This is a genomic window from Ensifer sp. (genome assembly GCF_035999185.1).
In the GTDB taxonomy this organism is placed as follows: Bacteria; Pseudomonadota; Alphaproteobacteria; order Rhizobiales; family Rhizobiaceae; genus Ensifer.
In genome coordinates, this window is sequence record NZ_DASYHB010000019.1 from 19,234 (window position 1) to 44,462 (window position 25,229).

A 25,229-nucleotide genomic window follows, 5' to 3' on the forward strand; every position below is an offset into this window, starting at 1 on the left:
CGCCCGCTTGCAAAGCCGGAAGCGTTCAAGCCCGCACCGCGCGACGCCCGTCAAGGCTGCCTAGCGGGCGCTGCCGCCACCAGCTTCTGCTTGGCGCCTGCGCCAGAGCGTTCGATCTCGTCCACCACCCTCACCCGCAGCTCGGCCGGTTCGGCACCGACACCATCGAGTGCTGCGCGCACGGCCTCTTCGACATCCACCGTGACCGCGCCAGCGTCCACGCCTTCAAACACGGCAATGACAACCTCCAGCCCGTCGGGCAACTGCACGAACTGGAACTGCCGCACCCCCGCCATGCCGGTCAGCGGCGAGCGCAGCCGGTGGGCGTGTACCCGCACGGTGCCGCCCCCTTGCTGCGGCAACACCAGCGTCTCTTCCCTGCGCCCGGCGATCGATCCAATCCGCCAGAACGGCAGGCCGCACGGGCATGGTTCGGTCGCCATCGCCACGATGTCGGAGACCTCGTAGCGCACCAGCGGCAGCACGCGATTGGTGAGCGTCGTCACCAGGAGCTTGGCGCCCTCGACGCCATCAGGCACAGGGCGATCGTTTTCGTCCACCACCTCGAAGAAAAAGCTGTCTTCGGCCAGATGCAGGCCGTCGCCGAAAATGCACTCGTGGCCCATGGGCCCTGCTTCGGTGCACACATAGCTGTCGGCGATCGCCGCCTGCCAGGTCTCGGCCGCAAGCTCGCGCACCGCCTCGGTCAGCGTTTCGGCGCTGGTGCGAAACAGCCGCGGCTTGATCCTCAGCCGGCCCTCCTTCTGCTCCCCCGCCAGCACCCGCACGAAGGACGGATAGGTCGAAATCACCTCGGGCTGGCTGAGGTTGAGGCCCTCCACGATCTCTTCCAGCGGCATCAGCACGTTGAAGGGCGGTGCCGGCTGCCGGATCTGACGAAGCTCGGCGCCGACATGGTAGGAGATATGCAGCGGCGACGATGCGAAGATGGCGATGCTGCGCGTCGTCTCGTCGATCCCGACGATCGCCTGGAAGCGCGCCATGTTGGCAATTGCCGCAAGCCACGCGGCACGATCGTAAACGGCAACCCCGCGCTCTCCGGTCGTACCTCCGGTCGCCACGGTTCTGTATTCGCCAAGGAGAAGGGAGCCGGCACCCTCGCCGCTCAGATGCCCCTCCACCAGATGCCGGTTAAGCCTTCGATCGGTGACGATCCGGTCGAAATTCTCCATCAGAGCCCGCTTGGTCAAAACCGGGAATGCGTCGAGCGGCGCGTCCCGCGCCATGAGGTCGCCGATGGTCTCGCAATAGAAGGCTGACGAACTGACGGCGTGGCGCAAGGCTGCCTGCAACGCGCCCTGTTGAAAGGCCAACAGGCGCTCCCTCGACCACTCTGCACGCAAGAGACGCTCCCGCGCAGCTTTCAGCAGAAGATCGCGGTCGAGCGTTGGAGATGCGGCTGGCGACATCGGATTGGCCCTTGCGTTTGCCTGCTTCTGGCGCCGGCGCGCCGCAACCGGTATTTGTGACGAAGCTCTCCATCACACCTCAAGACCTTGATTGTAACGCGAAAGCGGGGATCTATGCGACGGCGACGGGAAAAGTGATTTGCCTTTGGTCCTGAAGAGACAGGTCGCTGAGGATTGCGTCGCCAGGAGGAGAACGTATTGGCCGAACCATTTGTCGTCTTTGGAGCATCCGGCTCCGGGTCCGTGCCGATCGAGGCGGCCCTCAGCCTCATCGACGTGCCCTATCGCCTCGAGGATTTCGCCCCATGGGAGGGACAGGAGGAGGCAGACCGACTTGCCCGGATCAATCCCTTGCGCCAGGTCCCGGCGCTGGCACTACCGACCGGCGAACTGATGACGGAAAGTGCCGCGATCCTGATCTGGCTCGCCGACGCCTACCCCGACGCGCGGCTCGCACCGGCCGTGACCGACGCCAGGCGACCGGCGTTCCTCAGATGGATGAATTTCGTATCCTCGGCCATCTACGCGCTCTATTGGATCACCGACAACCCCGCCCGCATCGCCGAAGACGAGGCCGTCCAGGCCGACGTGAAGACCCGCGTGTTCGACCGCATCGCGACCTGCTGGGCGCAGATGGGTGCACAGTTGCGTCCGGGAAAATACCTCCTCGGCGAGGACCTGTCCGTTCTCGATCTCTATGTCGCCACGGCATCGCGCTGGTCCCCCGGTCGCCGCCGCTTCTATGAGGTTGCCCCGGCGCTTGGCGAAACCATGCGTCGCGTCGACGGCGACCCGCGGCTCGCCGCCATCTGGGCCGAGCGTTTCCCGTTTTCGCCCGGCTGGGAGCGCTAGGCGTGAGCATCCCCGGCGAAAGGTGAGCGACCCGTCGTGACCGGCATCGACAGAGATTGGGACAGAGATTGGCTCTCCTCGCGATACGCCCGTGGTTTTACCGACATCGATCTGGTGACGGGCGGCGTCAACCGGACCTACCGGCTTCGGCAAGGTGGAGACACGTTTTACCTGCGCCTCTATCGCCCCTCTGGCCGCCCGCTTGCGCAAATCGCGGCAGAAGCAAGCCTTCTGACGCAGTTTGGCGAAACCGCGCATGTTGATGTCAGCCGACCGGTCGCAACGGCTGACGGCTGCCATATCGTCGACGTGTCCTTCGATGGGGAAAGGCGCTACGCCTGCCTGTTCGAGAGTGCCGATGGCGAAGAGATCGAATTCAACGCTGCCCACATGCAGCGCTTCGGAGCGTCGACGCCCATCTGCAAAATGCCATGCCGGCCCGCGTCGATGGCGAGGTCCGCAGTCTAGACCCCATCGCCATTGTCGAGGACGCCCTGTCGGCACTCGCCAGCGTGCCCGACAGCAAGGCGGTCACGGACATCATCGCCCATGCCTACCTTCCATCACTCCGTCGCTTTGATCTGCGGGCCCTGCCCCATGGCCTCTGCCACGGCGATCCCTAGACGGGAAATGCCCGCTTTCGGAGCGGCAAGGCCGTGTTCTTCGATTTCGACGATTTCGGTCGTGGCCCTCTCGTGCTCGATCTGAGCACCGCCGCCTGGCATTTTGCACAGACGCAAAGCGCGGAAAACCAGGCCATGATCGAGGCCCTGATATCGGGCTGCGAGACCGTCCGTCCGCTCGAACGGCGTTCGCGGTGATTTATCCGACTTTGCGCGAGAGTCTCCTTTTGGCGCAAAGCGGCCGCTACCATTTTATGATAAGTTGGGATTGGACTATATGTCCCAGGTCTGCCAAAAGGCGTCCAGGACGCGACTGCCGTTATCTTGAGAACGGGGTCGGGCGACCGATTGACGTCACGTTGCTGCCGCGAGATTACGCTGGCCGTCCTACTACTCCTGACCGTTCGATACCGGCCTGACCCGCTGGCCAATACGGAGCGATAGCTCCTTTTGGCCCGAAGTCCCCGAAGCGAACAAACATCCGACGGATCAGCGCCGCAGCAACGAGAGCTTGCCCTGAAGCTCCGCCGCGCTGACAGTGGCGAGGTTTGCCCCACGGAAAAAATCGTCTCCTGTAACCTCCAACCTGCTCCACGGCGGAGGTGCCAAGGCACGCAGCGCATCGCTCGAGCTGGCTTCGACCTCCGACAGGATCAGCCCGGCGAGTGCGCCCTCAAAGACGTCGATGCTGTAGAGCATCCCCTCGAAATCGAGACGATAGCGGCGCTTGCGAACCGTGTTTCCCGAAAGACGCGACAGCAGTTCGTACTCTCCGGCAGTCAGGTAGATGTTTACGATCGGCGCGGACGTGACGCTGTCCGACGGGTATTTCTTGCAGAACTTGAACGCAGGCGGACGGCCGTCGCTGAAGGTGATCGCGCGAACCCGAAGCCGGCTGTCGGCCACATAGATATCCTCGATCGTCCGATAGTCGCGCTCGCTCAGGTCAGGGCAGCGGTAGACGAGAAAGCGCCTCTCGTGCTCGACCTCGGCATATTTGGGAACGTCGATATCGGTAGCCATCACCATCCGCTTCATCTCGTCTTCGGGCATCGCAAGCGCACAATAGGTCTGTTCGGGATCGCCGCAAGCGCCGCCATGGCTGCAGCAACAAAGGCCCAGCCCTCTCGCCGCTGCTTCGCGCCGATTGCGGCATGCCGCCTTCCATGCAAAAAACGACCATGCCCGACGAAGCCACCCGGCCGCTCCTGAACGAAGACGACCTGCGCCACATCACCCGCTGGGCGGTGCTTTCAGCCGAACGCGCCCTGCCGGTCTTCGAGGCCGCGGCACCGGCCGATCGGCGGCCGCGCCATGCGATTGCCGCGGCCCGCGCCTTTGCCGAGGGCGCGCCGCGCACCGCGCAGCTGCGCAAGGCCGCCTGGAGTGCTCAGGCCGCTGTCCGCGAGATTGACGATCCCGCCGCCAAGGCCGCCGCCCGCGCGGCCTCGACCGCCGCCGGTGCCGCCTACACCCACCCGATCGAAACGCCGCACCAGATCAACCACGTGCTTGCACCCGCCGCCCATGCCATCCAGGCGCTCTCGCTTGGCGCGGGCGAGGAAGCCGACCTCATGTCCGAAGTCATGGCCGAGCACATCGAAGCAGAGGTCGCTCGCGCGATCTCTGCCGCCTCGCCCGAGCTTCGGCGGATCGTCCGGAAAATGCCGGGGAGAAAGCCGAGCAAGGGCACCTTTCATGCCCTGCTCTACCGGCTCGATACGGCGCTGCGCAGCTGATCGGCGCTCCTGCCAAGGCGCGCACGGTCAGAAATCACGGCAGCGCATGCTCGCGCGCCTTGTTCGCCTCCGCGCTGATCCAGGCAATCACCGTCTGAAGCCCCTGGGATTTGCGGTAGCGCGGCCAGACGAGGTAGAAGTCCGACGGCCCGGTGAGTGACCCCTCGAAAATGCGCACGAGCCGCCCTTCGGCAATGTCCTGCGCCACGAAATCGCGATTGGCGAGCACGATGCCCTGGCCAGCCGTCGCCGCCTCGATTGCGTGCGAGGTCTGGTTGAAGCTGATGCCCTTGAACGTTGCCTGCCGGCTTCCCCCCAGATGCCGCTCGATGAATTCGGGCCAGAAATTGTGGGCGTCGTGCAGCAGCGTGTAGCCGGCAAGCTCGTCGGCCGTGTCCGGCACCTTGCCGCCGGCCATCAGCATCGGGCTGCAGACGGCGACGATTTCCTGCTCGAACAGCAGTTCCACCGCAAGCCCCGGCCCGAAAGGCGGTCGCCCGTAGCGCACCGCCAGGTCGACGCCATCGACCTGGAAATTCGACATGCGGTCGGTCGCGAGAATGTGCAGGTCGAGATCGGGGTGGCGCTGGGTGAAGTCGGGCAGTCGCGGGATCAGCCATTTCGAGGCGAAGGACGGCGTGGTGCTGATCGTCAGCCTGACCGGCTGCGGCTTCAGCCCGTCCGTCGCCCGCGCGATGATTTCGAGCGCCCGCCTGACATCGGCAATGTAGACGCGCCCGGCGCCCGTCAGCGCCAGCATGCGCGGCAACCGCTCGAACAGCGTCACGCCAAGCTCGGCTTCGAGCCCGCGGATCTGCTGGGCGACGGCGCCCTGCGTGACGCCGAGCTCTTCGGCCGCCAGCCGAAAGTTCAGGTGGCGCGCCGCCACCTCGAACACCTTCAGCCCATTCAACGATGGGAGCTTTCCAGGAGCGTCATTCATCGAATAGTTTTTCTACTGCCATTTGAAAGCGAAACTGCTTCGCCGTCCCACCCGGAAGATGGTATTTCAATTGCAAAGGCAGCACAATCGGCGCCCGCGTCAACCGAGAGAGGATCGAAAGATGGCAGTAGAAAAAGTCGCAATCATCACCGCCGGCGGCTCAGGCATGGGAGCGGAAAGCGCACGGCGTCTGGCAGCCGACGGCTACAAGGTGGCGATCCTTTCCTCCTCCGGCAAGGGCGAAGCGCTGGCGGCCGAGCTCGGCGGCATCGGCATCACCGGCTCCAACCAGGTAAACGACGACCTGAAGCGCCTGGTTGACGCGACCATGGAAAAATGGGGCCGCATCGACGCGCTGGTCAACAGCGCCGGCCACGGTCCGCGCGCCCAGATCCTCGAGATCACGGACGAGCAGTGGCACACCGGGCTCGACGTCTACCTGATGAACGTCATCCGCCCGGTCCGGCTCGTCGCCCCGATCATGCAGAAGCAGAAGTCGGGCTCGATCATCAACATCTCCACCGCCTGGGCCTTCGAGCCGTCGGCGATGTTCCCGACCTCTGCCGTCTTCCGCGCCGGCCTTGCCTCCTACACCAAGATCTTCGCCGACACCTATGCGGCCGACAACGTGCGCATGAACAACGTGCTTCCCGGCTGGATCGACAGCCTGCCGGGCACCGAAGAGCGCCGCGACGCCGTGCCGATGAAGCGTTACGGCACCAGCGCCGAAATCGCCGCCACCGTCGCCTTCCTCGCCTCGGAGGGCGCCGGCTACATCACCGGCCAGAACCTCAAGGTCGACGGCGGCCTGACGCGCTCGGTCTGAGCGCCCTTCGTCCGTTCAGATGCACGGACGGCGCGCGCCATGAAAGCGAGATCCGGGTGGCCACCGCCCGGATCTCAGACACATGCTGATACAAATCTCCCTTCCGCCGGACACATCCCCGGTGCAGTTCTCAGGCGAAATGGTCCCCGAACCGAACAGCCGGAACCGAAGGGAACGATCTGATGAACACCACCCGCACGACGGCCTTGGCACTCCTGCTTCTTGGCAGCGTCATCGCCCCCGCCCAGGCACAACAGCCGGGCCTCCAGCGCACCGATCTCATCCAGCAGGATATCGAGGCCCCCGGCCGCCAGGTGGTGCAGGTGCGGGTCGACTTTGCGCCGGGCGCCGTCTCCATCAAGCACAACCATCCGGGCGAAGAGGTCGCCTATGTGCTCGAAGGCGTGCTCGAGTACCGGCTCGAGGGCCGAGAGCCCGTGACGCTCACGGCCGGCCAGAGCCTGTTCATTCCCTCAGGCGTCGCCCACGTCGCCGCCAATGTCGGCAGCGTCAAGGCGTCCGAGCTTGCGACCTACGTGGTGCGCAAGGGCGAGACGCTGCTCGCGCCGGTCAAGTGAGGCGCGCGATCATGGCTAGCAGTTCCCAGCCGAAGGGCGGCTCTACCCGCGAGGCAAGCGCAATCCCCATGCTTTCCCGCCGTGCCCTGCTTCTGGCTGGCGCGGCGGCGGCCGCAGCCGGTATCCTTTTCCCGGCTGCGGCCAACGCCGAGGCATCCGCCGCCACCCCTGCGGCGGATGCCATCCGACCTTTCCGCATCGACATTCCTCAAGCTGACCTAGACGACCTGCGCACGCGGCTTGCGGCGACCCGTTGGCCGGATGCGCAAACGGTGAGCGACCGTTCTCAAGGGGTCCAGCTTGAAAAGCTGCGGCCGCTTGTCGACTACTGGCGGGAAGGTTACGGCTGGCGCATGGTCGAGGCCAGGCTCAACGCGCTTCCCCAGTTCGTCACGCGCATCGACGGGCTCGACATCCACTTCATCCATGTCCGCTCGCCGCACGCCGATGCCCTGCCGCTGGTCATGACCCATGGCTGGCCGGGCTCGGTCCTGGAACTCCTGGGCACGATCGGCCCGCTCACCGACCCGACAGCCCACGGCGGAAAGGCCGCGGACGCTTTTCACCTGGTGTTGCCGACGATCCCCGGTTTCGGCTTCTCCGAAAAGCCGAAGGCGTCTGGCTGGAACCCGGACCGGGTCGCCCGCGCCTGGGATCAGCTGATGCAGCGCCTCGGCTACGACAGCTACGTGGCGCAAGGCGGCGATTGGGGCGCCATCATCGCCGACGCCTTGGGCCGCCAGGCGCCAGCCGGCCTCAAGGCCATCCACGTCAATCGCATCGAGCGCGCGACCACGCTGCCGCCCGAAATCGCCAAGGCGCTGAAGAGCGGCGACCCGGCACCGGCCGGCCTGACGGCCGAGGAAAAGGCAGTCTTCGACGAAGCCAGAGATTTCCTCAGCAAGGGCTTCGGCTATGCCGCGATCCTTGGCACGCGACCCCAGACCATCGGGTTCGGGCTCGAGGATTCGCCTGTCGGGCTTGCCGCCTGGCTCTACGACAAGATCGCCGACTGGGTCTTTACCCGCGGCGACCCGGAACAAGCGCTCGGCCGCGACGCGATCCTCGACAACATCACGCTCTACTGGCTGACGAACAGCGCCACATCGAGCGGCCGCATCTACTGGGAAAACGGCAACACCCCCGGCACCCGCGGCCCCATCACCGTCCCCGCAGCCGTCACCATCTTCCCCGGCGAGGTCTACCGCCCGCCGAAAAACTGGGTGGAGCGAACCTACCAGCACCTCGTCTACTACAGCCACGTGGACAAGGGCGGCCACTTCGCCGCCTGGGAAGAGCCGGAGCTTTTCAGCACCGAGGTCCGCGCAGCGTTTCGCGGGGTGCGCTGAGGATGCGTTTGTTTTGGCGGTGCCGGATATCCGGGCCGGTGGCGCGAAACGCCACCGGTAGCCTAGAAGATTGGGCAGGTGCTGCTCATTTGGCGGCAGCGCATCCCGTCGTCTCCCGAAGCGGTTTTGACCTTCGGGCGGTACCCTGACCTCGGCGAGCCGTTGGGACACCGAGCCTTACGTCCAACCACTCCGTTACCCGGATATTGACTCTAGGTTGCGACCTGCGACCATCTAAGGCGAAGGATGGGGAGGGCTGGAACGATGTCGACAATCACCACTCATACAGACGAAGTCACGCGAGGAGAGGAAGAATTGACTCGGCCGGGAAAAGAGATCGTCCATAACTTACCACCTGCACTTCCGGCCCCCACTTACATACCGGTCACCGGTGAGAAGTACAATCAACACTTCCTTGTCGGCGGATTGATCTTCCTGACGGCATCCATGGCATTGTTCGCTATGGCCGCATATACGTCATTTATTGCGATGCAAAACGCCCCACAGTTCACGATTGCTGCCTTTGAGAATGCCAAAGTACCTGGAGCGCCCCCAGAGGAACACCTAGTCAAGTTGGTCGCAGGGCTAATCGGTTTTTTGCTTGCTCCGGCCATTTGCGTTATTTCGGCCGCGATATGTTCCATGCTGGGAATTCGACTGCTTCGAAGTTCCGGAGCCGTTGCCGCTCACGTGATTGCACCTCAAGACTATGCCTTGTTGGGACCTGCGATTGCCGCCGGAAATTCGGATGCAATCGGCCAGTTCATACGACTCAGCAGCCTTTCGGGCGCAACCGGAACCTTCACAAAAGTCGGCCTCACCGGGCTACCGCTCGCAACCATCGTCCTGACGCTGATTTTAGCCGTCCTGGGACTGTTCAATGATCAGTTCTTTGATCTCGCAAAACTCACTTTGGGCGCGTTTCTCGGATCGTTTGTCCAGCGCCAGGCCGAAGCGACAGCGCCCAAAGCTTGAGTTGGCTCAAAAGCTGCGGTGAGGATGGAATAGCCCTGTCGTGTTTATCTGGCACCAAGGAGCCGGTGGCGACAACAGGCGCAAACTTGCTTGGTTGAGCCCGCGAGGCACCCGGGTGCACGCGCTTCGACGAACCGCCACGTCTCGTTGCCACTAAGAAGCCGCGACTTGCCGGGGAGAACCAAAGGTGCCGCATTTGACATCAAGCATTTCACGAACGGTCGCAATCCTTCTCGCAACCACGCTCGAATCTCCCGCATTCGCCGGCGAGACGATCCACGCTCCCTCGGGAACCTATTGCGGCCAGCTTTCGTCCGCCGGCGTCATGTCGGATGCGCAGACCCGGTTCGAGACCAATGCCGGCAACCTCGTCGGAGATTACATGTTCTCCGATCAGGGCCAGCCCGTTCAAGGAGAGCTTGCCGAGACCGGTGACGATGGCGACGGCAGCGATCTGACGCGGACCTTCATGTGGCGCGACAAATATGGCTACGGTCAGCTGATCGTGACCTTCACGCCGGACTTCTCCGAATTCGAAGGCAAGTGGAACGCCGGCGGCTCGGAGTTCCTGCCGTGGAACGGGCGGCGCTGCAACCAGACGATCAGCTAAAGTCCACGTCGTGCGTTCACTACAGCGCCTGGAAAAGGATGGAACCTGTCTGAGACTTCAGTCAGATCCGTTATCGAACTTATCCATCAAGAATTTCGATAGCTCCCCCCTCATGCCGCTATCACGCCCCGCAACAGCCCCTCCAGCCACTCGGCAAACGCCTTGAACCGGCCCGACAGGTGCTGACGGTGCGGGTAGAGCAGCGCCATCGGCATCGGCGCTGCATTGTGGTTCGGCATCACCTCGACCAGATTTCCGTCCCTCAGGTGGTCGATCACGTCGAAGGCGGGGATCTGGATGAGGCCTAGGCCGGCGAGGCAGCAGGCGATACTGCCCTCGGCGCTGTTGACGCTGACGCGGCCCGGCACCTGCACGCTGCGCACCTCCCCCGCCTCGATCCATTCCCACTCCTCGACCCTCCCGCTTGAGGGCGAGGCATAGTTGACCGCGAAATGTCCCTGGAGGTCGCCGGGCGTCGCCGGCGTGCCGTGGCGCTCAAGATAGTCGGGGCTGGCCACGTTGATCAGCCGGAGCGAGCCGAACGGCCGGGCGATCAGGCCGGAATCGGCAAGCGGCCCGACGCGCAGCGCACAATCGACGCTTTCCTCGATCAGGTGCACGGCCCGGTCGGTCATGCCGAGATCGATATCGATCCCGGGATAGCGCGCCAGGAATTCGGGGAGCGCCGGCGCAACGATCAGCCGGCCGATGCGACTTGGCAGGTCGACGCGCAACCGCCCGGTCGGCCCGGTCGCACCCCGGCGAAACAGGTTTTCCGCCTCGTCCATATCTAGGATCAACCGCAGGCAGCGCTCGTAAAAAGCAGCGCCGTCCTGCGTCGGCGCGACCTTGCGGGTCGTGCGGTGCAGCAGCCGTGTGCCGAGCCTGGTTTCCAGCGTCTGCACCGCCGCCGAGACCGACGAGCGCGGCAACCCGAGCGTATCGGCCGCCCGGGTAAAGCTCGCGCTTTCGACGACGCGGGTGAAGATGCGGAAAAGCTCGATCCGGTCCATGGCTCGCCCTATTGTTCGCCAATTCTGACAAGTCATGTCACGCGCTGGCGCTTTATGCCAGCGGCATGGACGATATTCTCTCCCTTGCGATGCCTCTCGTAGCCACCCCGCCCCTTACGCGTTGGCGGCGGCAAGGCATGCGCTATGTGAAATATGGCGTGCAGGCGCGTGCGGTCGGCTAAGGCGCCGCCACCGGGAGCGCCAAGCAGGAGGCATGGGTTCGTCCCGCAGCCATCCCCAGCGCCAGACCAACGACCGGCGAGCGCCAGGCGCGGCCGCAAACAGGAGAAGCCCATGGCAGACCACAGCATCACTGGTAAATCCGTTCTCATCGCCGGCGGCGCGAAGAACCTTGGCGGCCTGCTTGCCCGCGATCTTGCCGAACACGGCGCGCGCGCCGTTGCGATCCACTACAACAGCGCGGCCACGAAGGCCGCGGCCGACGAGACCGTGGCGGCGATCAAGGCGACCGGTGCTGCGGCTTACGCTTTTGACGGCGACCTCACGCGCGCTGCCAATGTCGAGAAGCTGTTTGCCGACGCCAAGTCGGCGCTTGGCGGCATCGACATCGCCGTCAACACCGTCGGCAAGGTCCTGAAAAAGCCCTTCGTCGAGATCACCGAGGCCGAATATGACGAGATGAGTGCGGTCAATTCCAAGTCCGCCTTCTTCTTCCTGCGCGAGGCTGGCCGGCACGTCAGCGACAACGGCAAGGTCTGCACGCTCGTCACCTCGCTGCTCGGCGCCTTCACCCCCTTCTACGCGGCCTACGCCGGCACCAAGGCGCCGGTCGAGCATTTCACCCGCGCAGCCGCCAAGGAGTTCGGCGAGCGCGGCATCTCGGTCACCGCGATTGGCCCTGGGCCCATGGACACGCCCTTCTTCTACCCGGCCGAAGGGGCAGACGCCGTTGCCTATCACAAGACGGCATCGGCCCTTTCCGGCTTCTCAAAGACCGGCCTCACCGACATCGAGGATATCGTCCCCTACATCCACTTCCTCGTCTCCGACGGCTGGTGGATGACCGGCCAGACGATCCTCGTCAACGGCGGCTATACGACCAAGTAGGGTCGCCGCTCCGGTGAGGGCCTGCCCCTCATCCGCCTGCCGGCACCTTCTCCCCGTCACGACGGGGAGAAGGGAGCAAATGGCACCGGGTTCGCCAGACATGAAGCTTGACCAATGAAGCAGCGAAAGTTCGGAATCCGAGCGTGCACCCAGCGTCTCTCTCCCCGCGTGGTGGGGAGAGATGTCCGGCAGGACAGTGGGGGGCAAACGGGCAAGGCCGGCGACCCCATTTTCGACGGCATCAGTCCGAGTTTTGAAGCCGCTGGACAACCTCAACCACGTCTCGCGTGCGCGTTGCCCGCCCGTGCCATGTGGCATCGAATTCCGTACCCGGCGATTGCATGGCCGCATTGGCCGCCGCCAAACTGGAGAACTCGTAAAAGGCAGTGTGCTTCGAGGGAACGGTTCGGCTCCATGTGCGCCACCCCCGCAGTGCGCCAAACGCGCGCAACGCGTCTGGCATATGGCGGTCGTACCACTCGTCGAAGGAGGCTCGGTCCGCTTCGTCGGGAATTTCGGCGTGCACGATTAGCAGAACTTGAGTGGACATCTTGCCCTCCCGTTTCTCAGATCGCATGTGCCGCGACGCGCTCTGACAAGCTTACAGGATTCCGACGCGGTTCGCGACAACGTGCCCATGCGGAGAGGCGAAATGCCAGGTCCCTCATCCGCCTGCCGGCGCCCGGAAAGGGGGGCAAGGGGGCAGATGGCATCGGATTCGCGAGACTGACGGTTGGGCAATGAAGCGACGTCTTTGGAAAACGGAGGTCTGGCTGCGGCGGGTGCCCCCTGCGTCTCTCTCCCCGCCTGCGGGGAGAGATGTCCGGCAGGACAGTGAGGGGCAGTCTGGCACGGCCGGCGGCCCAAGCCCCTCATCCGCCTGCCGGCACCTTCTCCCCGCCGAGCGGGGGAGAAGGAAGCAAGCAGCATCGGATTTGCCAGGCTGACGGTTGGGCAATGAAACGACGGTTTGGAAAACGGCGAGGTCTGGCTGCGGCGGGTGCGCCCAGCGTCTCTCTCTCCGCCTGGCGGGGAGAGATGTCCGGCAGGACAGTGAGGGGCAGCCTGAGACGCTGCAGGCAATGAGGGGCAGCCTTTGATGCGGCCCGCATCAAGAACGCAAAATACGTTTGGAATTTTAGAACGTTATGTAATGTGATGTGCAGGTAACGTGGGGCGTGAGGCCGCAGGGCGCACAACCGATCTTGATGGATGAATTTCATGGTGCGTATCCCCTTCCTCAGCCGTTGCCTGCTTGCAAGCCTCGCGCTGCTTCTGGCGATCGCCCTGCCCGCAGCCGCCCAGACGCCGCCGCCGATCACCGTCATTCTCACGCCCGGCCAGAGTGCTGCCGAGATCGAGGAGACCTTGCGCGCCGCCGCCAAGGCTGGCGGGCCAGTCACCGTCGAGTGGCGCGACGCTGCAGAGCAGGCCCAAGGTCCGGCCGCGACGACAACCCCGGCCGGTGCGACCGCTGCGACACCGGCTGCTGAGGGCGGGACGACACAGGCGCCCGCCCCCGCAACCACGACGTCAGAACCTGTGCCTGCCGCAGATACCCCCGATACCCTCGACACCCTCTCCGCCCGATTTTTCAACGGCTTGCAGATGGGTGTTGCCGGCACGTCCGGCATTGCCGGCGTGATGGCTGACGTTGCGGCAGGTATCCGCGCCGAGGGCTGGTCGGTGATATCAGTCGCCGCCATTGCGGCGCTCGCCGTTGCCGCCGGCCTTGCCGCCGCCTTTGCCAGCCGGTTCCTGATCCATCGGCTGTTCGGCGCCCAATTCGAAGTGGTCGACCTGCTCCACCGCGTCCGTGCCTCGGTCGTGCGCCTCGGCTTCGACATCGCTTATCTCGCGATCTTTGCCGCAGTCGCCCATGCGCTTGCTCGGCTGTTCGTGACGCCGGGCACGGCGTCGGCCGAACTCGCCCACGCCCTCATCACCATTGCCCTGGCCTCAGGCACCTACGCCGTCGGCGCGCGCTTCCTCTTTGCGCCGACGCGCCCCGAAATCCGCCTTCTCGGCATCGCCCATCCCCGCTTTCACGCCAACATGCTGACCGCCTATGGCGCAATCGGCGCCATCCTCGGCGCCAGCCTTCGCTTTGCCCATCAGCGCGGGCTGGAGACCGCCGCCACCGACGGCTGGCTGCTGATCGGCGTGACGGTCCTGACGCTTCTCAAGCTCTACTGGTTCATCGCAGGGGCAGCCGATATCCGCGCGGTGTTCGCCGGCGAAAACCCCGGCCCGGTCAGGCGCGCCATCGCCTTCGGGGTGCCGGAGTTCTACGTGGCAAGCGCCATCGTGCTCTGGCTGATGAGCGTCATCGTCGCCGGCAGTCCCAACAGTGCGGCCTGGAGCTTTGCCGGCGGCACGACACAGATCATCCTGCTTGCCCTGCCGATCCTCGCCTTCGGCATTCATTCGCTCGCAGGTGCGGCGGCCGAGCGGCGACGCACCCCCGCCTCGGTCGCTCTCCATGCCGCAATCTCGGGCAGCATCCAGACAGCCCTTGCCGGCGCCATCTGGCTGATCGGCCTGCACGTGATCATCGAGCTCTGGCGCCCGGTGCTCGTCCAGAAGGACACCGCCGGCGCCATCGGCTGGATCGTCATCCTCGAGCGCATCAGCCTTGCGGTTGTCGCCGCCTGGGTGATCTGCAGCTTTCTGTGGCGCAGTTTCGAGGCCTTCGCGCCGACAGCCCGCGTCGCCCTTCCCGGCGAAAGCGAGGACGAGACGATGATCCGCCAGCAGAGCCGGCTCTCGACCATCCTGCCGCTCGTCCGCAACCTCATCTTCGGCGGCATCTTCGCGGTCACCAGCCTCGTGATCCTGTCGGCGCTCGGCATCAACATCGCGCCGCTCCTGGCCGGCTTCGGCGTACTCGGCCTTGCCCTTTCCTTCGGCTCGCAGACGCTGGTGAAGGATGTCGTCTCCGGCATCTTCTTCATCGCCGACGACGCCTTCCGCGTCGGCGAATATGTCGACACCGGCAAGCTCAAGGGCACGGTCGAGCGCATCTCGCTGCGCTCGCTCCGGCTGCGCCACCAGAACGGCCAGATCCACACGGTCCCTTACGGCCAGCTGCAGGCGGTCACCAACTTCAGCCGCGACTGGAGCACGGTGAAGTTCGAGCTGAAATTCGAGCGCGACGCCGACCCGGAAAAGATCCGCAAGACCATCAAGAAGGTCGGCCTTGCCATGCTGGAAGACCCGGAAATCGGCGGCGAGTTCCTGGTGCCGCTGAAGATGCAGGGCATCCAGGACGTGACGGAAAACTCGCTTGTGGTGCGGCTGAAGTTCACTGCCCGCCCCGGCAACCCCAGCATTCTCCAGCGCGAGGCGATGAAGCGGCTGTTGCCGGCGCTGCGCGAAGCGGGCCTCGACCTTGCCTCCAATGCCGTCACCGTGCGCTCGGGGCCCGGAGGGGCTGCCGAGGCGGAAGCGGCAGCCGTCAACCTGGCACTCGCAAAAAAGCCGGTGGCCGCCGAGGCGGCGGACGCAGAGGGGTAAGGACAGAACCGGCAAGGCCGTCGCGCCTTCCGCCGAACAGGCTTTCACCCGCCCCGGAAAACAGGAAAGGCCGGGGCTGCTGGCCCCGGCCTTCTTCTTTTTTGCTCTCAAGACTTGCCAGTACATCCATGGTCAAAGTCGAAAGCAGCGCGCGCTTGCCGGCATCCTGTTCTGTCACACCAGACAATTGCGCTTATGGGTAAAGTGTAAGGCGCGGCGCACCGCAGGACAAGCTGTCCATCGGGATTAGGAAGACGGTCGGGGATTAATTCCGTGTGCTCAAACAGCAAGATCCTCAACTTCACCCCTCGCCCGCAGGGATGGGGGACTTCCGCACCTGAGTGAAGCGGCATGGAAGATGAGGTGTTTTATCCCGCCGGCTATTTGTTAAAAGCGAGGCAACGCAACGGAGCCCTGGGCAATGGACAACGACAACCTTTGGTACTGTCTCACCGGCACAAGAGACACCAACTCCGGCATGCTGCGCTTCCTGCTCGCGGTCGGCGCCTTCATCGTGCTGTTCGGCAGCCTGTTCTGGATCCTCGGCCTATAGGCCTCTGCCCGCAAGCGCGTCCAGGCCGGCCGATGGAGCCCGCCTGACAAGCCTTTCGTAACCATCGCGGGATTTCGTGGATCGCGGCCCTGTCGAAATACGGCAGGTGCCGTATGTCGCCGGCGCGCCGGCGCAGCTAGGCGAATGGTTGCCGCGCGCTCGGCGCGGTTCAAACCGAGGAGACGCCCCATGAAAACCATCATTGCCGCAGCGGCTGTGTTCGCAATCGCAATGCCTGCCTTGGCCGCCGCGCCATCGGCACCCGTCGAAAAGAAGGCGGTACAAAAGACTGCGGAGCTGATCGAGCTGGCAAACGGAGAAAGCCGGACCGGCGCCATCAGCGCGCGGCAGAACGACAGCAAAAGTCGAGATCGGAACAAAGGCTCGATCACCGACGGACGATCGCTGTTTTCCGGCAAGTAAGGTTCGGTCAGGGTGGCGAAGGCCACCCTCACTTTCGTAAGGGCCGCATCTGCGCCCCGAGACCCGCGCACGAGGCCCGCCTTCGCCTCCGGCTGCACTCAGCAGGCAGAAGAGCGAAAGCGGCACAAAGCCCGTTTCTTCCACGCGGATTTCCAACGTCCGATACTGAGGCGCGTGCGCCACGGCAAAACCCGCGCACCAGCATTCCCCCTGTCCCCGCGGGAACAATAGCCGCGCCCGTCCATTTGCTAAAAACATCTTAACGAAAGGCAGACGCCTTTTACCGGGAAGCATCGGTTTCCGGATCAATCACAGCCTGGCGCAACAAGGGTCAAAGCCAGGCGAAAGGAAGTCGGAGCAACGCCCATGCGTATCATCCTGGTAGCACTCTTTGCGTCGGTCATGAGCATTCTGGTGTTCAAATACGCCGATCATTCGCTCGGCAACGCCCAGATCGTCGCGACCGCCGAACAGCTGGCAGCGCTCTGAACTTCAGCCTGTGGCCGACCGCAGGAACGCCCGTTTCGCGCGTCCCGTCGGACCAGACTCTCCCCACATCTGTAAATTGCACTTTCGAATCCGCTCGGCGGCGCGCCCGCCGTGTCTCTATGGTGCGCCCGCTTCCACAGCCGCCTGGCAGCCCCGACACTGCGGCGCACGGCGAACGGAAATAGTGCTTGATTAACGGCTATTTCGGTCGATCCAGCTACCCCTCGTGACGCAGGTCGAGGCCCTCCACGGCCCCTGAAATTGGTAGCGCCCACTTTGCAAGCGATATCTAATGCAAGTTGAACGATGCGAGAACGCTCCAAGCACGAAACGAGTTTCCGTACCCCTGCCTCCCCCGATTGGGTGAGGAACAATGCGTGAAGACGCTGCAAGAGACACAGCCTCAATCCGGGCGTACGGCTCACCGCGGCGACATGCAAAAACGCCATGCGCCGCAGAGCAACGCATGGCGTCTGATAGGTCAGCCTCGCCGCTCTAAAGCGGTGGCGGTTACTGCAGCGTGCGGGTCGGCGCAGGTGCCGGCTGACCGGCGGCAACGCCGGGTGCCTGGCTGGCGGCAGCGCGGGCGCTGTCGAGGCCGGTTGCGACCACCGAGACGCGGAACGTGCCATCGAGCGAGCGGTCGAAGATCGAGCCGACGACGATGTCGGCTTCGTCATAGACCTCTTCGCGGATGCGGGTCGCGGCTTCGTCAACCTCGAACAGCGTCATGTCCATGCCGCCGGAGATCGAGATCAGCACGCCCCGTGCGCCGCGCATCGACACTTCGTCGAGCAGCGGGTTGGCGATCGCGGCTTCCGCAGCCTTGAGTGCACGGCCCTCGCCGGTCGCCTCGCCGGTGCCCATCATCGCCCGGCCCATGCCCTTCATGACCGACTTCACGTCGGCGAAGTCGAGGTTGATCAGGCCTTCCTTGACGATCAGGTCGGTGATGCAGCCGACGCCGGAGTAAAGCACCCGGTCGGCAATCACGAAGGCGTCGGCAAAGGTGGTCTTGGCGTCGGCGATGCGGAAAAGGTTCTGGTTCGGGATGACGATGACGGTGTCAGCCGCCTCGCGCAGCCGCTCGATGCCCTGCTCCGCCGTCTCCATGCGACGCTTGCCTTCGAAGCTGAAGGGCTTGGTGACGACGCCGACCGTGAGGATGCCCGCCTTGCGCGCGGCCGCCGCAATCACCGGGGCCGCACCGGTGCCCGTACCGCCGCCCATGCCGGCTGTGACGAAGCACATATGCGTGCCGCCGAGGTGGTCCATGATCTCGTCGATCGATTCTTCCGCCGCCGCCCGGCCGACATCCGGCAGCGAGCCGGCGCCGAGACCTTCGGTCACGGCCGCACCCAGCTGGATGATGCGCGACGACTTCGACATGGCAAGCGCCTGTGCGTCCGTGTTGGCGACCACGAAATCGACGCCCTGAAGCCCCTCGTTGATCATGTTGTTGATGGCGTTGCCGCCACCGCCGCCGACCCCGATCACGGTGATCTTCGGACGCATTTCGGTGATCGTGGGCTTCTTGAAATCGGTCATGGCTTTGTCTCCTAGAGCCGGCGCCTCGCGCGGCACCGGCAGCGGCGAATCGGGCAGCTTGTATTTTAGGAATTGAAAAAAGCCATGGAGAAGGCAAGGAAAAAGGACAGAACGGCTATCCACATATGAATTTTAGCGGGTCCGCAAAGGCGGGAAACCGGCCATCAGGCTGCTGCGGAAAAATAAAGAAATATCCCCGAAGATCAAGGCTTTAGGGGGCGTCTGCCCCTCACCCTGGCCCTCTCCCCGCATGCGCGGAGAGGGAACGAGGAAGACGGCTGGCTACCAACCCGAGACCTGCCGACAGAGACTGCGGCTGCCAGATTGGCCGATGGAACGAGCGGCTGCCACACGTCTCCTTCTCCCCGTCAAAACGGGGAGAAGGTGGCCGGCAGGCCGGATGAGGGGCAGATCCGCACTGCGTGGCGAGGCGGCCCACCCCTGCCCTCTATCGATCCCTCAAGCCTCGAAACTCGGCCGCGCGCGCACCCGCTCCAGCCAGCGCTGGACATTCTTCGCCGAGGCCGGGATCTCCATGCCGAAGACGTCGCAGAGCCAGGCGGTGACGCCGGCGGTGATGTCGGCGATCGAGAACGCATCGCCGGCGAGGAACGGCCGGCCGTCCGAAAGCTCGTCGTCGAGCCAGCCCCACTTCTTCGGCACCGCCACCCGCTCGGTCTCGGCAAAGGCCGGAAACTGCGTCAGGCGCTCGGCGAAGAAGGCGTCCGAGTGCAGCGCGACGTTGCCGACGGTGCCGAGGATCACCAGCTCGGCGCGGCGGTTCCACATCTCCACCTTGGCGCGGCTGACGGCATCGTGGCCGAAGAGTTGCGGCTCGCGGTGCATCTCCTCCAGATAACGGCAGATCGCGACGCTCTCGGTGATGATGGTACCGTCGTCGAGCTCCAGCACCGGGATCTGGCCGAGCGAATTGACCGCCAGGAATTCCGGCGCCTTGTGCTCGCCCTTGGCGAAATCGACATCGACCATCGGCAGCGAAATCCCCTTCTCCGCCATGAAGATGCGCACGCGATAGGAATTCGGCCCCATGCCCTGATAGAGTTTCATCTTGTCCTCCTGTCGATGAGGCGCTTCGCCTCGTTCCTCCTCAACCGCATGTCAGCGGAACACCGGTTGTTTATAGCAACCGGTTTCATTTAACTCAATGGTTTATTTCAACGTGCCGAAATTTTCCCGGCTCCCCTTCACTCCGGCTTTCGCAAGCACCCGGTTGAATGCGGCCTGAAGCCGTGCTTGGCTGGCGCAAACAGGAGCCATGCCATGCTTGCCCGCTCAACCCTTTGCTGCCTCGCCCTTCTCCTTGCCGCCGGCCAGGCAGCTGCGGCGCTCGCGCCCAACTATCAGCGCGCCCGCGAGCTGAATGCCGTCATCAACGCCGTCGCCGCGGCCGTTCCCAAACACCGATCGACAAGATCGTCAGCCAGGGGCGCGACCGCTATGCGGTGGTTGCCGGCAAATGCGCTGTTATCGCCAAGATCGTCGACCTGCCGGCAAAACCTGGCCTGGTCGGCCCGCGCCAGTTCGAGGTGGTGCTCGACAAGCCGAATTGCGATTGAGGCCGGCGCGCGCACCATCCGGATTGCGTACGGACAAAGAGTGGAATCAACTCAAGTTTCGATGAACGATCTAGAGCCGCCAGCCCCGGCTGATGGCGAAACGCGCCGTCTCGCCCGGTGTCATGGCCTGGTCGCCATAGGCCTTCAACAGCTGACCGTCCGGTAGCAAAAGCGTCAGCGCAAACCGTTCGCCTTCGAAGGTGCAGGTGTTGACCCGAAGCGAAATTCCCTCGCCGTCGCGCGCGACATGCTCCGGCCGCACCAGCACGTCGCAAAGGCGGGCGGCACCTGAAGCGGCTTTGCCGAGACCGTCAAGCGCAGAGCGCAGGACCGTCCACTCGAGCGTCCGCGGCGCACCCTCGGGCAGCGCCAGCCGAAGCACAGCGCCGCGGCCGATCAGGCCGCCGACAACGGCGCCTTCGGGCCGCGCATAGATCTCCGCCGGCGGCGCCATCTGCACCAACCGCCCCTCCGACATGACGGCGACATCCGTTGCAAGCGCCATCGCCTCGGCCTGGTCGTGGGTCACATAGATCATCGTCGCGCCAGAGCGCTCGTGAAAGATACGGAAGGTCTCTTCCATCGATTTTCGCAAGTGCTGGTCGAGATTGGCGAGCGGCTCGTCGAGCAGCACCACATCGGGCGAAGTCACCAGGCAGCGGGCGAGCGCCACCCGCTGGCGCTGTCCACCGGAAAGGGCCGCCGGCCGGCGCTCGGCATAGTCTGTCAGTTTCACCAGCGAAAGCGCGTCGCCGACGCTCCTTTTCCAGGCCTCCCCGGAAATGCCGCGCACTTTCAAGGGATAGCCGACATTTTCGGCGACCGTCATATGCGGCCAGAGCGCGTAGGACTGGAACACCATCGCCATGTTGCGCCTTTCGGGCGGCAGCGCCTGTGCAGCGTCCGAAAGCCGCCTCTCGCCAAAGTCGATCGAGCCGTCGCTTGGGCGCTCGAAACCGGCGATCATGCGGAGCACCGTCGTCTTGCCGCAGCCCGATGGCCCGAGCAGCGCCAGGAAGCCGCCTTCGCGCACCTTGAGCGAGACATCCGACACCGCCGGCCGGCCGCCGCCAAAATGCTTGGAGAGATGGTTCAGGATCAGTTGCGCCACGGCAGCACGCCTTCCGGAAGATATTTCGCGAGCGCCTCGAGCGCCGCCATCAGGGCGACGACCATCACCACCACCAGCACGGAAAGAGCCGAGGCAAGATCGGACGAGCCGCTGTCGTCGAGGTTGAAGATGGCGACACCGAGCGTCTGGGTGCCGGCCGACCAGAGCAGCGCGGAAACCGTCAGCTCGTTGGCGGCGATGAGAAAGACGAGGATGATCGCCGCCCCCGCCGCCGGCGCCACCAAGGGCAGGATCACGTCGCGCATGCGCCTGAAGAAGCCCGCGCCCGAAAGCCGCGCCGCCTCTTCCAGCGACGGATCCATCTGCAGGAAGGCGCTCATCACGGGCTTGAGACTGACCGCCAGAAACGAGGAGAAATAGGCAATCAGGATGATCCAGATCGTGCCGTAGAGTGAGACTTTGAAGATCGGCAAGGGTGCGGCGAAGGTGAGGATGAAGGCAACCGCAAGCACGATGCCGGGCAGCGCATAGGGAATTTCGATGAGGATGCCGAGCCCATTGGCGAGCGCCCCCTTGCGTCTTGTCATCAGGTAGGCCGCCGGCACCGAAACGGCGAGCAGGCCGAACGCGGCCGAAACGGCGAGGAACATCGAGTTGCCGAATGCCTTCAGCGTCATCGACTGGCGAAAGAGGATCTCTTCGTAGGCTCTGAGCGACACCGTCTGAAGGTTGAGCGGCACGCCATAGGCCGGCACCAGCGAACTGGCGACAAGGGCCACAAGCGGCGCTGCCAGCACGAGGAACAGGATGGCGGCCAGCACGAGCTCCATGACCAGCCGGAAGCGGCCGAGCGAAAAGGCGGCATTAGCGCCGGAAAGACCGATGATGCGATAGTCGCGCCCGGAAAGCGCCCGCTGCTGCAACAACAGCCCGCCCGCAGCGATCACGGCGATGAGGCTGGAGAGCAGCGCGATCTCACCGAAGGTGCCGGCGCCGAAGCTTGCAAGCCGAGTATAGATCAAGGTCGGCAGCACCTCGATGCCCGCGGGAATGCCGAGGATCGCCGGAATGCCGAAATTGCCGACGCCGGAGACAAAGGCGATCGCGGCACCCGCGATCAGCCCCGGAGCCGACAGCGGCGCGACGATGTCGCGGAAGACGCGAAACGGCGTGGCGCCCGCAAGCCGCGCCGCCTCCACCCCGTCGCGCGGCGAGGCGGAAAGCCCGGCTTTCAGCGCCAGGAAGACGAGCGGCGCATGCTGCACGCCAAGCAGCAGCGAAATGCCGGCAAGCGAATAGAGCGGCTGCGGGCTGCCAAGCGGCGGCGCGATCCCGAGCGTCTTTAGAAGCGGGCTCGCAGGCCCCGTCATTTCGACCCAGGCCAGTGCGGTCACCTGCGGCGGGATCATCATCGGCAGCATGAAGGCGAAGCTTAAAGCCAGCTTGCCGCGCACGTCCGTCAGCGCCACAGCAAAGGCAAAGAGCGCGCCGATCAGCACGGAAACGATCATGCCGCCGGTCGCGGTCAACAGCGTGTTGCGGATTGCCGCAAAGGTCGCAGGCTCGCTCAGCACGCCAACCGACTGGCCGGAAACGAGCCCGGCAAGGCCCGCTTTGGCGAGGCTCACAAGCGGCAAAAGGCACAGCACGAAGAGGCAGGCAACGACGAAGGGCGCAAGCCAGCGTGGCTCTGCGGCAGGCGTAGCACCTGCCCTTGCCCGCCGTCTGCTGCCTGTCACGCCTTGAAAGAGAAAGCGCAGCCAGCGGGGCCGGCTGCGCGCATCGTTACGGTCGAGCATTCCAGAAATATCAGTTCGTGCCGAAGATGCCGGAGAAGGTTTTCAGGTCAGCGTCGGCGCTCTTGACTGCTTCAGCCGCGTTGACCGGCAGCACCTTGATCGTCTCGCGAGCCGGATAGCCCTCAGGCAGCGCCACGCCGTTGCGGGCCGGGATATAGCCCATCTTCACCGCCACCTCTTGGCCGTCCTCGGACAGGAGGAAGTCGACGAATTTCTTGGCAGCATCGACGTTCTTGGCAGTCTTCAGGATGCCGACCGGCTCGGTTACCGCCGAAACGCCCTCGGCCGGGAAGACGAACTCTACCGGTGCACCCTTGGCCTTTTCGCGGATCGCCATGAAATCGACGAGCATGCCATAGGCCTTCTCGCCGGTTGCGACGGCCTTCAGGACGCCGCCATTGCCGCCGGCAGCCGTAGCACCATTGGCAGCCAGCGCCTTGTAGTAGTCCCAGCCAAGGCCGTCGATGCCGGTCAGCGTCTGTGCGTGGATGAGTGCTGCACCCGAGGTCAGCGGGCTCGGCATGGTGACGAGGCCCTTGGCTTCCGGTTTGCTGAGATCCTGCCAGCCCGAGGGCTTCATGCCTGCAGAGGTGTTGTAGACGATGCCGGTCGTGATCATCTTGGTGGAGTAGTAGGCACCCTCCGCATCATAGAGCGAGGCGTCGAAGTTGGCGGCCTCGGGCGACTTGTAGTCGGCCAAGTGCCCGGCTTCCTTCAGCCGCTGCATCGTCACCGTGTCGGCAATCAGCAGCACGTCGGCCACCGGATTGCCGGCCTCGATCTCGGCCATCAGCTTGGCCATGATCTTGGTCGTGCCCTCGCGCACCCATTCCACCTCGATGCCCGGATTGGCCGCCTGGAACGCGTCAACCGTCGCCTGCGCGTCCTCGTTCGGCTGGCTGGTGTAGAGCACCAGGTTTTCGGCGTAGGCTGCGGTCGACAAAAGGCCCGCGACAAGCACGCCGGCTGCGGCAGAGACAAAGGATTTCATGGATATGCCCTCGTGTTGAAACTGGCGCCGAGGGATAGAGCCGCCGCTTTACAGCGGTATGACAATTGCGTCCGTCAAACGCTCGCGCAGCGGCCAAGCCTTCCAAAGCAGGTAAGGACTCACTGGGACGGGGATGAGGTAACGTTGCGGTAGTGGACGTAGGCCTTGGCCACCGTATGGAGAAATTCGCGGTCCCGGTGGCTGTTGTAGTCGTATAATCTGAAGACCCGCGCAAAATTCCGCGCCGCCCTTTCCGACCTCGCTCCGAAGTCGTTGTCGACATCGCCGTGGTAGAACCCCAGATAGCCAAGATATTTCTGCAGGAGGTCGACATCGCCGCTTGTGGCCTCAAGCATCAGCTTGTCGAATTCCTGCTCCACGTAAAGCGACAGGCCATGGTCGCTCTTCCTGTTCACGATGCTCAGTTCATATCCGAGGTTCGCCGCGGCAATGAATGTGTTCAGCGCGTTGAGGATGAGGTTGTAGTCGATGGGCCTGCCGCCGACGGGCAGGAGCGCGAGATTGAGCGACAGCATCATCGACGCGATCCGGGATTTCATGCGGAACGGGCTGTTCAGCGAGTATTCCAGCACCTCGAACAGGCAGCCGTCGCCCGCATAGTCCTCCGACGGATCAAGCACCCGCTTCAGATAGTCGTCGTTGACGCCCGTTATCCGGCTGTTTTCGCCATAGCGCAGACGGCCCTTGTCCTCGCCGCCGCCATCGGCGGCAACCGTCACCTGAAGCGCTTCCAGTGCAAGTTCCTTGATGGCGATGCCGACGCGCTGCATGAGCATCGTTGCAAGGATCGCCTCGACGGCGGTCTTCTCCATCCCGTGCCTGGGCACGACCGGGCCCAGATAGCCGTCAAGCCTGCCGAACGAGACGTCGACCTCCCCCCGCAGCTTGCCAAACCAGCTTGGAGACTGTGCCGTTAGAACAAAATGACGTTCTTCAAGTTTTCTCCAAAGAACAGCAACGTCCTTTATCGTTATGTCGAAAACATACGGCATGTCTAACGCAGCATTGATCTCTTCTGGCATGAACCCTCCATGAAGAACTCTGTTGCTGTTTGAGTGGATATCCCGCAAGTCTCGCATAATCACACAATGCAATTCTGTGAAATAGTCATCTAATTGGATTAGGGGCGTGCCAAATCGGTTCATTTCTACTTTAGAGAGCAGTGAAAACGACACATTGTGCGCTCCACGCGTCCCGTCTGGAGACGATCTGGCTGGAGACGATCCGGGGGCGG

General features: G+C 64.1%; 25 protein-coding genes. 14 read left to right on the forward strand and 11 right to left on the reverse strand.

Translation table 11 applies throughout. From position 1 onward, the window contains the following. Positions 1 to 50: 50 nt before the first annotated feature. The gene (locus tag VGO04_RS01590) at positions 51 to 1,334 is read right to left on the reverse strand and encodes a phenylacetate--CoA ligase family protein (protein WP_327494205.1); all 1,284 of its coding nucleotides are present in this window, start codon (positions 1,332 to 1,334) and stop codon (positions 51 to 53) included. A gap of 294 nt (positions 1,335 to 1,628) precedes the next feature. Between VGO04_RS01590 and VGO04_RS01595 the strand changes: the two genes are divergently transcribed. The 3 genes from VGO04_RS01595 (at position 1,629) to VGO04_RS01605 (ending at position 3,103) form a co-directional block, all read left to right on the forward strand. After that, positions 1,629 to 2,282 (forward strand): glutathione S-transferase family protein, encoded by a 654-nt coding sequence (locus VGO04_RS01595; protein WP_327494206.1) that lies wholly within the window; start codon positions 1,629 to 1,631, stop codon positions 2,280 to 2,282. Between the two features lie 36 nt (positions 2,283 to 2,318). Continuing rightward, positions 2,319 to 2,750: a phosphotransferase gene (locus VGO04_RS01600; protein ID WP_327494207.1), complete on the forward strand. Its 432-nt coding sequence runs from the start codon at positions 2,319 to 2,321 to the stop codon at positions 2,748 to 2,750. Between the two features lie 188 nt (positions 2,751 to 2,938). Further along, on the forward strand, positions 2,939 to 3,103 hold the full coding sequence (locus VGO04_RS01605; RefSeq protein ID WP_327494208.1) for a hypothetical protein: 165 nt from the start codon (positions 2,939 to 2,941) through the stop codon (positions 3,101 to 3,103). 291 nt (positions 3,104 to 3,394) lie between these two features. On the opposite strand, the gene VGO04_RS01610 is transcribed toward VGO04_RS01605, so the two are convergent. Next, entirely contained in the window at positions 3,395 to 3,928 is a 534-nt protein-coding gene (locus tag VGO04_RS01610; protein ID WP_327494209.1) for a hypothetical protein, read from the reverse strand. Positions 3,929 to 4,086: 158 nt separating this feature from the next. Here VGO04_RS01610 and VGO04_RS01615 point away from each other — a divergent pair, with 158 nt between their 5' ends. Next, positions 4,087 to 4,644 carry a putative immunity protein gene (locus tag VGO04_RS01615; protein ID WP_327494210.1) on the forward strand — a complete coding sequence of 186 codons (558 nt, stop codon included), beginning with the start codon at positions 4,087 to 4,089 and terminating at the stop codon, positions 4,642 to 4,644. 34 nt (positions 4,645 to 4,678) lie between these two features. On the opposite strand, the gene gcvA is transcribed toward VGO04_RS01615, so the two are convergent. Further along, the gene (gene gcvA, locus VGO04_RS01620; RefSeq protein WP_327494211.1) at positions 4,679 to 5,587 is read right to left on the reverse strand and encodes a transcriptional regulator GcvA; all 909 of its coding nucleotides are present in this window, start codon (positions 5,585 to 5,587) and stop codon (positions 4,679 to 4,681) included. 121 nt (positions 5,588 to 5,708) lie between these two features. Between gcvA and VGO04_RS01625 the strand changes: the two genes are divergently transcribed. The 5 genes from VGO04_RS01625 to VGO04_RS01645 all read left to right on the forward strand — a co-directional run bounded on the left by VGO04_RS01625 (position 5,709) and on the right by VGO04_RS01645 (position 9,925). Then, complete coding sequence (locus VGO04_RS01625; protein ID WP_327494212.1) at positions 5,709 to 6,413, forward strand: SDR family oxidoreductase; 705 nt, start codon at positions 5,709 to 5,711, stop codon at positions 6,411 to 6,413. A gap of 182 nt (positions 6,414 to 6,595) precedes the next feature. Beyond that, the gene (locus VGO04_RS01630) at positions 6,596 to 6,991 is read left to right on the forward strand and encodes a cupin domain-containing protein (RefSeq protein WP_327494213.1); all 396 of its coding nucleotides are present in this window, start codon (positions 6,596 to 6,598) and stop codon (positions 6,989 to 6,991) included. A gap of 11 nt (positions 6,992 to 7,002) precedes the next feature. Further along, positions 7,003 to 8,340, forward strand: a complete 1,338-nt coding sequence (locus tag VGO04_RS01635) for an epoxide hydrolase family protein (protein WP_327494214.1) — start codon at positions 7,003 to 7,005, stop codon at positions 8,338 to 8,340. A 264-nt stretch (positions 8,341 to 8,604) separates the two neighbouring features. After that, positions 8,605 to 9,315, forward strand: coding sequence for a hypothetical protein (locus VGO04_RS01640; RefSeq protein WP_327494215.1), 711 nt, complete (start codon positions 8,605 to 8,607; stop codon positions 9,313 to 9,315). Between the two features lie 187 nt (positions 9,316 to 9,502). Next, positions 9,503 to 9,925, forward strand: a complete 423-nt coding sequence (locus VGO04_RS01645; protein WP_327494216.1) for a hypothetical protein — start codon at positions 9,503 to 9,505, stop codon at positions 9,923 to 9,925. 110 nt (positions 9,926 to 10,035) lie between these two features. Here the strand turns inward: VGO04_RS01645 and VGO04_RS01650 are convergent, their stop codons facing one another. Next, positions 10,036 to 10,938, reverse strand: coding sequence for a LysR family transcriptional regulator (locus VGO04_RS01650; RefSeq protein ID WP_327494217.1), 903 nt, complete (start codon positions 10,936 to 10,938; stop codon positions 10,036 to 10,038). A 294-nt stretch (positions 10,939 to 11,232) separates the two neighbouring features. Here VGO04_RS01650 and VGO04_RS01655 point away from each other — a divergent pair, with 294 nt between their 5' ends. Continuing rightward, complete coding sequence (locus tag VGO04_RS01655) at positions 11,233 to 12,006, forward strand: SDR family oxidoreductase (protein ID WP_327494218.1); 774 nt, start codon at positions 11,233 to 11,235, stop codon at positions 12,004 to 12,006. Between the two features lie 241 nt (positions 12,007 to 12,247). Here the strand turns inward: VGO04_RS01655 and VGO04_RS01660 are convergent, their stop codons facing one another. Next, entirely contained in the window at positions 12,248 to 12,556 is a 309-nt protein-coding gene (locus VGO04_RS01660; RefSeq protein ID WP_327494219.1) for a hypothetical protein, read from the reverse strand. A 671-nt stretch (positions 12,557 to 13,227) separates the two neighbouring features. Between VGO04_RS01660 and VGO04_RS01665 the strand changes: the two genes are divergently transcribed. The 4 genes from VGO04_RS01665 to VGO04_RS01680 all read left to right on the forward strand — a co-directional run bounded on the left by VGO04_RS01665 (position 13,228) and on the right by VGO04_RS01680 (position 16,987). Continuing rightward, positions 13,228 to 15,522, forward strand: coding sequence for a mechanosensitive ion channel domain-containing protein (locus tag VGO04_RS01665; RefSeq protein ID WP_327494220.1), 2,295 nt, complete (start codon positions 13,228 to 13,230; stop codon positions 15,520 to 15,522). Between the two features lie 421 nt (positions 15,523 to 15,943). Next, a complete protein-coding gene (locus VGO04_RS01670) occupies positions 15,944 to 16,075 on the forward strand; it encodes a hypothetical protein (protein ID WP_327494221.1) in 132 nt (43 codons plus the stop codon). A 144-nt stretch (positions 16,076 to 16,219) separates the two neighbouring features. Beyond that, positions 16,220 to 16,498 (forward strand): hypothetical protein, encoded by a 279-nt coding sequence (locus VGO04_RS01675; RefSeq protein WP_327494222.1) that lies wholly within the window; start codon positions 16,220 to 16,222, stop codon positions 16,496 to 16,498. A 366-nt stretch (positions 16,499 to 16,864) separates the two neighbouring features. Continuing rightward, a complete protein-coding gene (locus VGO04_RS01680; RefSeq protein ID WP_327494223.1) occupies positions 16,865 to 16,987 on the forward strand; it encodes a hypothetical protein in 123 nt (40 codons plus the stop codon). 510 nt (positions 16,988 to 17,497) lie between these two features. Here VGO04_RS01680 and ftsZ read toward each other — a convergent pair. The 6 genes from ftsZ to VGO04_RS01710 all read right to left on the reverse strand — a co-directional run bounded on the left by ftsZ (position 17,498) and on the right by VGO04_RS01710 (position 25,170). After that, the gene (ftsZ, locus tag VGO04_RS01685; RefSeq protein WP_327494224.1) at positions 17,498 to 18,535 is read right to left on the reverse strand and encodes a cell division protein FtsZ; all 1,038 of its coding nucleotides are present in this window, start codon (positions 18,533 to 18,535) and stop codon (positions 17,498 to 17,500) included. Positions 18,536 to 18,994: 459 nt separating this feature from the next. Further along, positions 18,995 to 19,603: a glutathione S-transferase family protein gene (locus VGO04_RS01690; RefSeq protein WP_327494225.1), complete on the reverse strand. Its 609-nt coding sequence runs from the start codon at positions 19,601 to 19,603 to the stop codon at positions 18,995 to 18,997. A gap of 579 nt (positions 19,604 to 20,182) precedes the next feature. Beyond that, entirely contained in the window at positions 20,183 to 21,223 is a 1,041-nt protein-coding gene (locus tag VGO04_RS01695; protein ID WP_327494226.1) for an ABC transporter ATP-binding protein, read from the reverse strand. Further along, positions 21,211 to 22,983: an iron ABC transporter permease gene (locus VGO04_RS01700; RefSeq protein ID WP_327494227.1), complete on the reverse strand. Its 1,773-nt coding sequence runs from the start codon at positions 22,981 to 22,983 to the stop codon at positions 21,211 to 21,213. Before VGO04_RS01700 ends, VGO04_RS01695 begins: the two co-directional genes overlap by 13 nt. 10 nt (positions 22,984 to 22,993) lie before the next feature. Then, complete coding sequence (locus tag VGO04_RS01705) at positions 22,994 to 23,974, reverse strand: ABC transporter substrate-binding protein (protein WP_327494228.1); 981 nt, start codon at positions 23,972 to 23,974, stop codon at positions 22,994 to 22,996. Positions 23,975 to 24,093: 119 nt separating this feature from the next. Beyond that, positions 24,094 to 25,170, reverse strand: a complete 1,077-nt coding sequence (locus tag VGO04_RS01710; protein ID WP_327494229.1) for a peptidoglycan-binding domain-containing protein — start codon at positions 25,168 to 25,170, stop codon at positions 24,094 to 24,096. Positions 25,171 to 25,229 lie beyond the last annotated feature (59 nt).